Origin of the sequence: Sulfurivermis fontis (genome assembly GCF_004001245.1) — a bacterium.
Lineage (GTDB): Bacteria > Pseudomonadota > Gammaproteobacteria > Thiohalomonadales > Thiohalomonadaceae > Sulfurivermis > Sulfurivermis fontis.
The window spans coordinates 569,229-581,747 of record NZ_AP018724.1 but is presented as its reverse complement, the minus strand read 5'-3'; the positions used below and the strand labels follow the sequence as shown (position 1 = coordinate 581,747).

Below are 12,519 nucleotides of genomic sequence, written 5' to 3'. Positions count from 1 at the left end.
ATGTGCCGCCATTTTTCAACGACGATAAGTCGTTGAAAAATGAAGCCAAGCGAAAATCACACTGTTCGCTTGGCGTGGTCTGAGAAGTCCAGGATGGACTTATTCAGACCTTCCCTAGAAATTCACCGCCGCGCGCACACCGACCACCATCATGTCCCTGGCGTCGCCATTGCCGGCGGCGTTGCGCACCCACTGCACATCCGGCGTCAGCGCCACCTGCTCGTTCAGGCGCCAGCGGTAGAACAGCTCCACCAGTTCCTCGGCCCGATTGAAGCCGGTGGCCGCCTCGTAGTCGTTGCTGGGCTGCAGCCATCCCACCGCCACACCGATGGCATCGCCGCCGCGCCCCCAGTAGCTGCCGCCGAACTCGGCGCCCAGCGTCAGCGCCTGATCGAACTTCACCTTGCCGGCGGTGGAGGCGCCATAACGGCCGAACAGCGTGGTGTAGTCGCCGACGCGCTGATCGGCGGAGAGACCCCAGCCGCTGTGGCGCTCGGTCACCTGACCGTCGTTGAATTCACTGGCCTGGCCGTTGCTCCAACCGTAGAGGCGGTAATTGCCCTCGAGGCCGCCGAACAGCTTGCGCGTGGTTTCCGCCTGCACGATGACGAAGGGGGAATCGAAGCTGTCGTTGAACGCGGCACCGTTACCGGCGCCGAACACGCCGACGGACACGCGCCACGACTCCGGCGCGCCCTGCTCGTTGTGGTAAGCGAGACGCAGGCCGGGGGTGAAGCCGTAATCATCCACCGCCACATCGCCGCCCACATCGAGCAGCGGATTGTGGACGAAGGCGCCGTTCATGAAGCGCGCGGTCTCGTCATCGGCGATGCTGTTCTGATCGAAGAACAGGAAGGGGTCCATCTTGCCGACGGTGATCTCCATGTGCTGCTTGGGCCAGCGTCCGGTGCCGTCATCCCCCAGCGGCACATCCATCTGGTACCACAACTGGGCCAGCACCGGACTACCGGCGCCGTTGGCATCGGCAAAGGCCGTGGCATTGGGTGCGCTGAAGCTGTCGTTCAGTTTGGCCAACCCATCGCCCTGGCCGAGGCGGAAATGGGCGAACAAACGACCATGGGAACGACCGTACTCACCACCGGGCAGGGTGACCGAAACGTCACCGCGATAGTTGAGCTGGCTTTCGCCGTTGCCGTCCGCCGTGGCGTCGCCATTGGCCCGCTGCGCCACCGCCACCAGACCGACACCGGCAGTCACGCCGTCGAGGGCCTCGACCATGCGCGCCTGCTTCTGCAGACTGAGGGTGCGAATCTCCACGTCCTTGAGCCGCGTGATGACCTCCGGATCCTGCTCGCGCAGGTAATCGTTCTGTAGCGCCTCGTCCTCGGCCTGCTGCCGGCGCTCCAGCTGCTCGATGCGCTTGAGCAGCTCATCCACCGTCGGTGCGGCCACCGCCGGAGCGGCGGCAAATACCGCGGCCAGCACCGGCAACAGGCGCAGCGTTCCCGTTACCGCACTCATCAGTAGCCCCCCTTCTTGCCGATGCCGGCGTAGACGAACTCGTATTCGACAGTGAACGGCTTGAACCAGGGGCGCACGCCGGTGAGGCGGTCGGTATGACGGCCGAAGTGGGCCATGGGATTGGCCGTGGGCGGGGCCACCTCGTACTTCACGGTGTACTTGCCGGGCCCCATCAGCTTGACGTTGTCGCCGTAGTGCGGGCCGTCGCTGGCCACCATCGGCATCATGTCGCCCTTGATGGTCGCGCCGCCCTGCTTGGTGATCTCGTACTTGACCACCAGGTAGGGGATCCAGTCGCCCTCGGCAAAGCCGTTGGGATTGTCGGCCAAGGCGCGGATGTCCGCCTCGATGTGGACATCCGACTCGGCGGCGGCGCGCATCATCCCTTCCGGTTCCATTACCACCGGCTGCAGGTATACCGCTGCGATCTCCATGCCGTGGCGATGATGGGGGGTACCGATGGGGTATTCGGCGGCGAGCGCCGGCACTGCCATGGCCAGCGCGGCGGACAGAAGAATGGAACGGACACAGCGCATGAATCTCTCTCCTTTGTTTGACCTATAAAACTAGATGATAACGATTCGTATTTACATATCAACAGAAAGCAAGGCACCTGTCAATACGGTTTACAACGCATTTCCACGTCACGGCCGCACCGGATCCGAAGCGCCGGCAGTGACCGCGGCACGGTCGAGATACGGGCAGCCTCCCGCCGTGGCGCCCCCTCCGCGAGAAGCGCTACCTCGCCCCAGCGCGAAGCTGGGCGCGGGTCCGGCGTCAATGCCCTGGCGCAGGCCGGCGATATATTGCCCATCGGTCAGCTTCTTGACCGCACCAAACACGCTGAACCGCTCGCCCACGGTGTAGGGGTGCACTCGGGTCAAAGAGCCCAGCCTGCCGGCGAAGAAGGCGGAGTGGCTTTCCGTGAGCCCCTCGCGGCAGCGCTGGACTTATTCAGAGCTCCCCTAAGGAAGCCCTGAATAAGTTCAGAGCTTCCGCGGCACAGGGATGTGCCGCCATTTTTCAACGACGATAAGTCGTTGAAAAATGAAGCCAAGCGAAAATCACACTTTTCGCTTGGCGTGGTCTGAGAAGTCCAGGATGGACTTATTCAGACCTTCCCTAATTCCGTCGTTCCGGTTCCATCACGAAACCCAGCCGGACGATGCCGGCGTTACGCCCCGCGGCCAGGACGCGGGCGACGTTGTCGTAGGGCGTGGTCTTCTCCGCGCGCAGGTGCACTTCTGTTTCCGGATCGATGCGGACGAGCTTGGCCAGGCGATCCTGCAGGGCGTCGTATTCCATCGGCGCGTCGTTCCAGTACAGCCGGCCGGCGGCGTCGATGGCGAGGGTGATGGTGTCGGGCGTGGTCTCGTTGGGCGCGCTGCTGGCCTGCGGCAGGTCCACCTTCACCGCATGGGTCAGCACCGGCGCGGTGATGATGAAGATCACCAGCAGCACCAGCATGATGTCCACCAGCGGGATGACGTTCATCTCCGCCATGGGCTGCTCGCGCCCGCCGCCCAGTCCGCCGAAGGCCATCACGCCGCCCCCGCGCGCGCTTCCGCGCGCTGCGCCACCAGGGCGCAGTGGGCCGGCGTCACGCAGGCGCCGGTGATGAGAAAGGCGTGCAGGTCGTGGGCAAAGCCGTCCATCTCCTCGGCCAGTACGCGGTTGGCGCGGTTGAAGGCGTTGTAGGCCAGCACCGCGGGGATGGCGGCGGCGAGACCGGCGGCGGTGGCCACCAAGGCCTCGCCCAGCGGCCCGGCCACCATCTCCATGCTGGCGCTGCCGGCGCGGGAGATTTCCATCAGGGCGTGGTAGATGCCCCACACGGTGCCGAACAGGCCGACGAAGGGCGCCGTACTGCCCACCGAGGCCAGCAGGGTCATGCCTGAGGAAGAGTGGGAGGCCTCGCGGTTCATGGCGTTGCGCAGGGTGCGCACCAGAAACTCGTCCACCCCGCAGGCATCGCCGACGCGGGCACGTGACCGGCAGGTGAAGTGCTCCAGGCCGGCGATGCCCGACTGCGCCAGCCGCGCCAACGGCGAGACCGCATCCGACGCTGCCACACCGGCCGCCGCCTGGATGTCCGCCGCGTCCCAGAACGACTGCACAAAGCGGCCGTTGGCGCCACGCACGCGGTTCAACCACAGCGCCTTGACGATGATCAGATACCAGGTCAGCGACGACATCAGCAGGAGGGTGAGGAACACCCCGATCAACACCCAGTCGCCCTGCTCGAACACCAAAGCCAGATTCATTCCAAAAACCTCAGTCGTCCGCAAATGAACGCAATAAACACGAATTGCTAACTACCCACCCGTGGATCGGACTTCAGTCCGAACCACGTACTGTATTTTTATCGTTCCCCTTTGCGCTCTTCGCGTCCTTTGCGTCTTTGCGTTGTTTGCGTTGAACGCTTTTGACTTTAAAGGGGGGAGCAGTTACCGCGAATTTTCATCTCTTCACCCCAGACTGAACACGATGGGCACGATGACCCAAGCCTCCACCGCCCGGCTGCCGCGCCGCGCGGGGACGAAACTCCACCGCTGCACCACCTCCAGCGCCGCCCGATCCAGGCGTTCGGAGCCGCTGGACGACGCCAACTCCACGCGCCGCGGCTTGCCGTGCGGGTCGACCAGCACGCGCAGGCTCACCTCGCCCTGCTCGCCCAGCCGCCTGGAGAGGCGCGGATAGGCGGGAGCCGGATTGCGCAGGTAGTCGGCCTGGAAGCTCGGCTCCACCAAAGGCATCTCTTCTTCGGCCACGTCGGCCACCTCCGCCGTCGCCGGTGCTGCGGGTTGCACCACCGCCGCGGGCGGCGGCAGCACGGCCGGCGGCGGTTCGGGCGACGCCTGCACCTGCCGCGACTCGACCCACGGTGCCTGCACCTTCTGCGGTGTCGGCCGGGGCGCCGGTCTGGACGGCGGCTCCGGGGCCGGCGATACCATCTTGGCCGGCGGCGCCGGGCGGCTCTGCAGCAGGGAGACCGTCACCACCTGTTGCGGCGCGGCCGGAGGCGTCAGCGACGGCGCCGCCACCCACACGGCCAGCACCACCGCCAGCGCATGCAGACCGAAACTCACCGCCGCCGCGGAAAGCTGCAGACCGCGCGGTGCGCCCACCCATGTCACGACGGCATGCCCCTGTGTTTCATGGTCATGATATTAAATGCGGATGAGAATGATTGTCAATTGCGTAAATACGCGAGTACACGACAGTGTCGTCAAGGCGGACGTCTTGTGATGGAATAGCGCGATGGAAAATCTGAAGGCAGACCTGGTGCGCCACTACCGCTGGCTGCGCCAGTACGGCATCAACGACTCCCACAGCGGTAACGCCTCGGTGCGCGACGGCGATACCGTGTGGGTCACCCCCACCGGCTGCTGCGCCGACCTGCTGGAGCCGGACCACCTGGTGCGCTGCCACATCGATGGCACTTTGGGCGAGCGCGCCTCCCTCGATGCCCCGCTGCACATCCAGGTCTACCAGCGCAATCCCAAGGCCCGCGCGGTGCTGCACAGCCACGGCGCCCACACCGTCGCCCTGACCCTGAACGGGCAGGACTACCTGCCGCCGGACTTCGAGGGCCAGCTCTACTTCCCGCGCGTGCCGGTGATCACCATCCCCTACAGCCACTACGTCGCCGAGGCGCCGCACAAGGTGGCGGAGGTGCTGGCCGAATACCCGATCACGGTGGTGCGCGGCCACGGCGTCTACGCCTGCGCCGAAACGCTCAACCTGGCCTACAAGTGGACCTGCTCGCTGGAACTCTCCGCCCAGACCACCCACATCGCGCGTCTGGCGGGGACGCTTTAGGGAAGCTCTGAATAAGTTCAGAGCTTCCGCGGCACAGGGATGTGCCGCCATTTTGTCCACGGATGGACTTATGTCGCGCAGCCCAGGGAGGGGCGGGAGCGACCTGAAAAGTCCAGGATGGACTTATTCAGACCTTCCTTAGAAAAGAAACTCAACGCAAAGGGGGATTTGCGCTTTACATTGTGGGAGCCCGGCTACGCCGGGCGCTAGCGACACCTGGACCGGCCTGGCGCGCGATAAATCAGGCTCCACAAAAAATCTTTGCGGCCTCTGCGTACTTTGCGCCTTTGCGTTGAGCGCCTTTGACTTTACAAGGAATCGGGGACAGACATGACCCAGTACGACATCCCGGTGGTGCTGACCTTCGCCGGCAACGACCCCACCGGCGGCGCCGGCATCCAGGCCGACATCGAGGCCATCGCCTCCATGGGCTGCCAGGCGGCGCCGGTGATCACCGCGCTCACCGTGCAAGACACGCGCAACGTAATCCGCTTCGAGCCGGTGTCGGCACTGCTGGTGATCGAGCAGGCGCGTGCCGTGCTGGAAGACATGCCGGTGGCCTGCTTCAAGCTGGGGATGCTGGGCAGCGTGGAGAACGTCGAGGCGATCCACACCATCCTGAGCGACTACCCGGACATCCCGGTGGTGACCGACCCGATCCTGCGCGCCGGCGGCGGCGGCGAACTGGCCGATGCGGAATTGATTGATGCGATGACGGAGCTGCTCTTGCCGCAGACCACCGTGCTCACCCCCAACAGCCAGGAGGCGCGCCGCCTCGCCCCCGAGGCCGACACCCTGGATGCCTGCGGTCAGGAACTGCTCGCCGCCGGCTGCGAGCTGGTGCTGATCACCGGCACCCACGAGAACACCGCCACCGTGGACAACGTGCTGTACGGCAACATGCGCAAGCTGGAAACCTTCACCTGGGAGCGCCTGCCGCACAGCTACCACGGCTCCGGCTGCACCCTCGCCTCCAGCATCGCCGGTCTGCTCGGCCAGGGGCTGGAGCCCTTCAGCGCCATCCACGAGGCGCAGGAATACACCTGGGAGGCGCTGAAAAACGGCTACCGCATCGGCATGGGGCAGTTGCTGCCCAACCGGCTGTTCTGGGCGCGGGCGGAAGAGGAATGAAGAACAGCGGTACGAGGGACAAGCGACGAGATGCGAGGGAATGAACTCGCCACGCTCGTAGTGTTTCTGGACTCAAACAACCGTGCGCGCAGCGCACACCTTCCTCGTATCCTGTACCTTGATCCTCGTACCTGGTCTTAATCGTCCATGCGCCCGATGGCGCAGGACACGAAGGAAGTGGCCTTGGCCTTGATCGAGGCCATACCCTGCACCGAACCGGCTTCGGGATAACCCGCCTTGGCCAGCGCCGCCACCACCGCCGGGCGCAAAGCTTCGTCGGCTTCCACGTTCACCAGCCCCTGCTCCACCACCACTTCGGCGCCGTTTACGCCGTCAATCTCGGTCACGCGCTTGCGGATCGTGTTGGCACAGCCGCCACACTTGATGTTCTCGACCTGAACGGAAAAAGCCATGGAGATACCTCTGCGTATGCTTGAGCAAGAATGAAAGAAAGGCGGGACGCCATTCAAGCGGAAGCGGGCTATTCTAGCGAAGTCCCGGCCGCTGTCTATCGGCAACCCGCTTACGGTTTCAGCGTGACGCCCACTGCAGCGGCGTGCCGTCGACACAGCCGCCGAGCATGGTGGAACCCTGCCGGCCGACCTGATCGACACGAATCAGCCCCACCTTGGCCTCGATGTCGAAGCGGGTGATGACGCGCTGCTGGTCGTCGGCCAGCCACACATCCAACTGCCCCGGCGCGCCCACGGCGGCATCGTGTTTCCTGACACGCACATGCAACACCTCCTGTGTCTGCCCATTGGCCTGCATCGTCTCCCGCCCGAGCAGCCGCACCACGTAACGGCCAATCTGCTCTTTGTGCACCACAGCGATTTCGCGTTCCGGACGTACGTCGTAGTCATAGGTACGCAGTGCATAAAGCATGGTGAGCGGGTCCATCGCCGCACCCTCCCTGATACGCCGTCGGGTATGGTCATGAATCAGATAACTCAGCCCGTCGCCGACCGGCGCATAGTCGGTCAGAAACGCCGGCAACCGCTCCTTGCCATCGGCCTCCCAGCGGTGCTCATCCGTCTCCCAGCTGAACCGTGGCCCGACCTGGCGCGGCTCGGCCGGCACGTACAGGCGCTTGCGGTAATACTTGATGCGCTCGTGTTCCCAGTCGAACCACATGACGTTATGGATGTTTTCCACACCGTCGTCGTGATCGCTGACCAGATGGGTGAACGACAGGTCCGGCGCCGCCAGGGCGTCGTAGCGCAGGCGCACCGGGTAGGAAAACTCGGCAAAACCGTAATTGCGCGTATCCACCGTCATGGTGGCCCGGCAGATGGGCGCGCCGTTGAACCGCTCGCGGCCGGGAAAGGCATACAGCGCCATGTCCGCCAGGTCCTTCCAGACATAGGCGGTAAACACGCCGCGATAGGAGATGCGGTAATCGAGCCGTTCGCCGGCCTGGTGCAACGGCGGTTCGCCCACCGCCCAGGCGGGCGTCCCGGCCAGCAACAGCAGGCCGATCAGGGCGGTACAGAGGCGAAGGGTGGCCGGACTCATGTCAGCAAGGGTAGTCGGGAGTTCGTGCGCTGTTCAAGCACTGGCTGCGACGGCTGCCCGCCCCGTACAGGGTGCCTGTCCGGAGCGGATGTTTTATGCTGTCCCGCCCGACCGCCACGCCGTGAACTCTCGCGCCCATGAAAAATATCCCGCACGGACTCTATGTCCTCACCGACAGCGGCCTCATCCCGGATGAAAGGCTGGTCCCGGCGGTGGCCGCCGCGATCGCCGGCGGCGCCGTCATGGTGCAATACCGGGACAAGGGCAGTGATGCGGACAAGCGCCGCTGGGAGGCCCAGGACCTGGTCCATCTGTGCCGGCCGCTGGGCGTGCCGTTGATCATCAACGACGACGTGGCCCTGGCGGCTGCGGTGGGCGCCGCCGGAGTCCACCTCGGCCGCGACGACGGCGACATCGCCAGCGCCCGCGCCGCCCTCGGTCCCGCCGCCATCATCGGCGTCTCCTGCTACAACGAGCTGGAACGTGCCGTCGCGGCAGAGGCTGCCGGCGCCGATTATGTGGCCTTCGGCAGCTTTTTCCCATCCACGGTCAAGCCCGGCGCGGTACGCGCCGAATGCGACCTGCTGCGCCAGGCCAAGGGGCGGCTCCGGGTGCCGGTGGTTGCCATCGGCGGCATCAACGCCGACAATGGCGCGCGGCTGGTCGCGGCCGGTGCCGACCTGCTCGCCGTGATCTCCGATGTATTCGGCCAGCGTGATGTTCGCGCCGCCGCAATGCGCCTGTCCCGCCTGTTCGAATAAGGCTTAAACGCAAAGACGCAAAGGACACCAAGGGCGCAAAGATATGTTGCGTTGTGGGAGCCCGATTTATCAGGCGGCATGGGCTGTCCAGGTGTCGTCATCGCCCGGTATAACCGCGCTTCCACAAAAAAGCGGCGTCCCTTGGCGACCTTCGCATCTTTGCGTTGAACTGTTTTTTACTCGTTAGGAAAGGTATCACCATGCCCCACTCGCACGAACTCTTCGCCGCCGCCCAGAAGCACATCCCCGGCGGCGTCAACTCCCCGGTGCGCGCCTTCAAGGGCGTCGGCGGCGAGCCGATCTTCTTCCAGCGCGGCGAGGGCGCCTATCTGTGGTCGGAGAGCGGCAAGAAGTACATCGACTACGTCGCCTCCTGGGGGCCGGCCATCGTCGGCCATGCCCATCCCAAGGTGATCGAAGCGGTGCAACAGGCCGCGGCCAAGGGCCTGTCCTTCGGCGCGCCGACGGTGAGCGAGACGCTGATGGCCGACCGCCTGTGCGCACTGGTGCCGTCCATGGACATGGTGCGCATGGTCTCCAGCGGCACCGAAGCGACCATGAGCGCCATCCGCCTGGCGCGCGGCTACACCAATCGCGACAAGATCGTGAAGTTCGAGGGTTGCTACCACGGTCACTCCGACTCCCTGCTGGTGAAGGCCGGCTCCGGCATGCTGACCCTGGGCGTGCCGAGCAGCCCCGGCGTGCCGGCGTCGCTGGCCGAACACACCATTACCCTGCCCTACAACGACGCCGCGGCGGTAAAGGCCGCCTTCAGGACCGACGGCTTTCACATCGCCTGCATCATCGTCGAGCCGGTGGCCGGCAACATGAACTGCATCCCGCCGGTGCCCGGCTTCCTCGAAACCCTGCGCGCGGTGTGCGACGAGTACGGCGCGGTGCTGATCTTCGACGAGGTGATGACCGGTTTCCGCGTCGCCCTCGGCGGCGCCCAGGGTCATTACGGCATCAAACCCGACCTCACCACCCTGGGCAAGGTGGTCGGCGGCGGCATGCCGGTGGGCGCCTTCGGCGGCAAGCGTGAGATCATGGAAAAGATCGCCCCCCTCGGCCCGGTCTATCAGGCCGGCACCCTGTCCGGCAATCCGGTGGCGATGGCCGCCGGCCTGGCCAACCTCGACCTCGTCACCCGGCCCGGCTTCTATGAAGACCTGGCGCAGAAGACCGAGTACCTGGTCCACGGCATCATGGCGGAGGCGAAAAAGGCCGGCATCCCCATGAGCGAGAACCACGTCGGCGGCATGTTCGGCCTCTTCTTCACCGAGGAGGAAAAGATCACCAGCTACGGCCAGGCGGTGCAGAAGTGCAACGTCGACCGCTTCAAGCTGTTCTTCCACGGCATGCTGAATGAAGGCGTCTACCTCGCCCCCTCCGCCTTCGAGGCCGGCTTCGTCTCCGCCGCCCACACCACGGCGGACCTGGATGCCACCATCGCAGCGGCAGGCAAGGTGCTGCGCACGCTGTAGAACAGTGGCAAGTTGCAAGTGACAAGAGAGAGGCCTGGTTTGTCTTTTGCTTGCCACTTGTAACTTGAAACTTGCGACTGCCTTCATGAACTACAAGGTCATCCCCGTCACCGCCTTCCAGCAGAACTGCTCCCTCGTCTGGGACGAGCAGACCATGGAGGGTGCGCTCATCGACCCGGGCGGCGATGAAGAAAGGCTGCTCGCCGCGGCACGGCAGGCCGGCGTGACGCTGACCAGGCTGCTGCTCACCCATGGCCATCTCGATCACGTCGGTGCCGCACGCCTTCTGGCCGACCGCCTGGGCATACCGGTGGAGGGGCCACAGGAGGAAGATCGCTTCTGGCTGGAGAACTTGCCGGAGCAGGCGGCGATGTTCGGCTTTCCCGATACGGCTGCGTTTCTGCCTGATCGCTGGCTCAACGACGGCGACACGGTGCAGGTGGGCACGCTGTCGCTCGATGTCATCCACTGCCCCGGCCACACGCCGGGACACGTGGTGTTTTATCAGCCCGCCGCGCAGTTGGCCTTCGTCGGCGATGTGCTGTTCAAGGGTTCCATCGGCCGCACCGATTTTCCGCGCGGCGACCACGACGCCCTGATCCGCGCCATCCGCACCCGGCTGTTTCCCCTCGGCGACGACGTCACCTTCATCCCCGGCCACGGCCCGCTGTCCACCTTCGGCCGCGAACGTCTCGGCAACCCCTTCGTGGCGGATTGACACTGCCCCGGCCAGCGCCTGCCCGCACCGCCCGCCAGGGTCGCCGTTGAGGCAGCGGACCTTCGCCGCGCAGGCTACTGTCGGGAGTTCTGGCCGACGATATCGCCCATCATCAGGTCGAAATAGCCTTTGGCGCCCCCGGCCAGGAAATAGTACGAGGCCACCTTTTCCGACTCCAGGTAATACTGCAACCAACGCACCTGATGCCCGGCCTCGTCGTAGATCAGCAGGGTCTTGCCCTCCTGCCGCGCCTGATCGACATATTTCTGCAAGGCCTTGTTATCCAGCGGCACCGAGTGCTGGCGCATGGGGAACAGGGTGATGGCTTCCTGCTGGAACTTGTCCCGCACATCGAGGATCAGCGCATTGTCGTCGATGCGTTTTTCGAACTCGGCCGGCTTCAGGGTATGCGCCTGCAGCTTGTCCTTGCCGAGCAGACGGGCGGGATCCACCGGCGTGCGCCCCAGCAGCACCGAGTCGTCGGGATAGGCCTTGACCCAGTCGAAGATGCCGGCGTCATAGGCATAGACATTGACGATGCCGCTGTTCTGCGCCTCCAGGGCCGCCTGGTAGGACTTCATGCAGGTGCGGCCGTTGCAGTAGAACACGATGGGATGGCTGGATTCGGCCCGCAGCGCCTTGACGCCCTCCACAAACCCCTGTTCCCCCAGCGGGACGTTGACCGCCCCTTTGATGTGCAGTGTTTCGTACTCGTAGTGCGAACGGGCATCGACGATGATGACGTTGGGACGCATGGCCTGCAGCTGCGCCAGCTCCACCGGCTTCACGGTGGGATAGCGCGAACGCCCCGGCATTTCGTCGTCCGCCCAGGCCGTCCCGCCGAGCAATACGGCGGCCACCAGCAACAGCCAGGCATGGCGGGACCAGTGGTGATTCATGGAATTCATAGTGGCTTCTCCTCGTGCAGCCGCGCCGGCGCGCGGCGACCCCTGCTTCGGTTATTGTTGTGAACGGCTGCAGAACGGCGCCTGCAACCCTTCCTTTCCTGGTTGCTAGGAGTCAGGGAGGCGGCATTTTATTCCCGTGTTCTCCTCATGCCACTATGCCGCGTCCATGCGCTACAAGGCGTGCGTGCCTTCACGTCTGCGCCGCTGGCCCGGCCTTGCACAGGAGAAAATTGTCATTGCACTTTCATGGTTTCGTAGCACAATACGAAAAGTCAGCTACGTTAAATAACGTTCGCGCTTAATATCAGGTCAGGGAGCACCATCATGGCAGAGCAGAAAAAGTCGACCACTCCATCCAGGAAATCCACCAGCACGGAAGCCAAGCCCAAGGCTGCTGCCGCGAAAAAGGCCGCCCCGAAGCAGACGGCGCCGAAAAAGGCGGCCGACCCCAAGCCGCGCGCCAAGAAGGCGGCGGCCGTCACGGTCAGCGAAGAGATGCGCCAGCACATGATCCGCGAGGCCGCCTACTACCGCGCCCTGCACCGCGGCTTCGGCGGCGGCGCCGAAATGGATGACTGGTGCGCCGCCGAGCGCGAGATCGATGCGATGCTGGGGCGTCTGACCAAGTAGACGCGTCTGCTCTTCCCGCAAAGCAAAACGCCGCTGTCACCAGCGGCGTTTTGCTTTCTGTGGCACGC

Annotated in this window: 14 protein-coding genes; 6 read left to right on the top strand and 8 right to left on the bottom strand. The window is 64.7% G+C overall.

The features are described from left to right. Positions 1 to 114: 114 nt before the first annotated feature. The 5 genes from EP379_RS03065 to EP379_RS16610 form a co-directional block, all read right to left on the bottom strand. A complete protein-coding gene (locus EP379_RS03065) occupies positions 115 to 1,482 on the bottom strand; it encodes a carbohydrate porin (RefSeq protein ID WP_127475749.1) in 1,368 nt (455 codons plus the stop codon). After that, on the bottom strand, positions 1,482 to 2,018 hold the full coding sequence (locus EP379_RS03060) for an iron transporter (protein WP_127475746.1): 537 nt from the start codon (positions 2,016 to 2,018) through the stop codon (positions 1,482 to 1,484). The genes EP379_RS03065 and EP379_RS03060 overlap by 1 nt, the downstream gene beginning before the upstream one ends. A 586-nt stretch (positions 2,019 to 2,604) precedes the next feature. Then, complete coding sequence (locus tag EP379_RS03050; RefSeq protein WP_127475741.1) at positions 2,605 to 3,024, bottom strand: ExbD/TolR family protein; 420 nt, start codon at positions 3,022 to 3,024, stop codon at positions 2,605 to 2,607. Then, on the bottom strand, positions 3,024 to 3,746 hold the full coding sequence (locus tag EP379_RS03045; protein ID WP_127475738.1) for a MotA/TolQ/ExbB proton channel family protein: 723 nt from the start codon (positions 3,744 to 3,746) through the stop codon (positions 3,024 to 3,026). The genes EP379_RS03050 and EP379_RS03045 overlap by 1 nt, the downstream gene beginning before the upstream one ends. A 204-nt stretch (positions 3,747 to 3,950) precedes the next feature. Next, entirely contained in the window at positions 3,951 to 4,619 is a 669-nt protein-coding gene (locus tag EP379_RS16610) for an energy transducer TonB (protein WP_232023962.1), read from the bottom strand. Positions 4,620 to 4,743: 124 nt separating this feature from the next. On the opposite strand from EP379_RS16610, the gene EP379_RS03035 reads away from it, so the two are divergent. Together EP379_RS03035 and thiD are read left to right on the top strand one after the other, a co-directional pair. Then, positions 4,744 to 5,304 carry a class II aldolase/adducin family protein gene (locus tag EP379_RS03035; protein WP_127475735.1) on the top strand — a complete coding sequence of 187 codons (561 nt, stop codon included), beginning with the start codon at positions 4,744 to 4,746 and terminating at the stop codon, positions 5,302 to 5,304. Positions 5,305 to 5,634: 330 nt separating this feature from the next. After that, complete coding sequence (thiD, locus tag EP379_RS03030) at positions 5,635 to 6,435, top strand: bifunctional hydroxymethylpyrimidine kinase/phosphomethylpyrimidine kinase (protein WP_127475733.1); 801 nt, start codon at positions 5,635 to 5,637, stop codon at positions 6,433 to 6,435. Positions 6,436 to 6,572: 137 nt separating this feature from the next. Here the strand turns inward: thiD and EP379_RS03025 are convergent, their stop codons facing one another. Then, positions 6,573 to 6,848, bottom strand: coding sequence for a heavy-metal-associated domain-containing protein (locus EP379_RS03025; protein ID WP_127475731.1), 276 nt, complete (start codon positions 6,846 to 6,848; stop codon positions 6,573 to 6,575). A 118-nt stretch (positions 6,849 to 6,966) separates the two neighbouring features. After that, a complete protein-coding gene (locus tag EP379_RS03020; protein ID WP_127475728.1) occupies positions 6,967 to 7,950 on the bottom strand; it encodes a DUF3108 domain-containing protein in 984 nt (327 codons plus the stop codon). A 137-nt stretch (positions 7,951 to 8,087) separates the two neighbouring features. Between EP379_RS03020 and thiE the strand changes: the two genes are divergently transcribed. The 3 genes from thiE to EP379_RS03005 all read left to right on the top strand — a co-directional run bounded on the left by thiE (position 8,088) and on the right by EP379_RS03005 (position 10,913). Further along, on the top strand, positions 8,088 to 8,711 hold the full coding sequence (gene thiE / locus EP379_RS03015) for a thiamine phosphate synthase (protein WP_127475725.1): 624 nt from the start codon (positions 8,088 to 8,090) through the stop codon (positions 8,709 to 8,711). Positions 8,712 to 8,911: 200 nt separating this feature from the next. After that, positions 8,912 to 10,195 (top strand): glutamate-1-semialdehyde 2,1-aminomutase, encoded by a 1,284-nt coding sequence (hemL, locus tag EP379_RS03010; RefSeq protein ID WP_127475723.1) that lies wholly within the window; start codon positions 8,912 to 8,914, stop codon positions 10,193 to 10,195. Positions 10,196 to 10,280: 85 nt separating this feature from the next. Beyond that, complete coding sequence (locus tag EP379_RS03005; protein WP_127475720.1) at positions 10,281 to 10,913, top strand: MBL fold metallo-hydrolase; 633 nt, start codon at positions 10,281 to 10,283, stop codon at positions 10,911 to 10,913. 74 nt (positions 10,914 to 10,987) lie between these two features. Here EP379_RS03005 and EP379_RS03000 read toward each other — a convergent pair whose 3' ends face one another. Next, entirely contained in the window at positions 10,988 to 11,821 is an 834-nt protein-coding gene (locus EP379_RS03000; protein ID WP_197722844.1) for a rhodanese-like domain-containing protein, read from the bottom strand. A 324-nt stretch (positions 11,822 to 12,145) separates the two neighbouring features. Here EP379_RS03000 and EP379_RS02995 point away from each other — a divergent pair, with 324 nt between their 5' ends. After that, positions 12,146 to 12,451 carry a DUF2934 domain-containing protein gene (locus EP379_RS02995; RefSeq protein ID WP_127475718.1) on the top strand — a complete coding sequence of 102 codons (306 nt, stop codon included), beginning with the start codon at positions 12,146 to 12,148 and terminating at the stop codon, positions 12,449 to 12,451. Positions 12,452 to 12,519 lie beyond the last annotated feature (68 nt).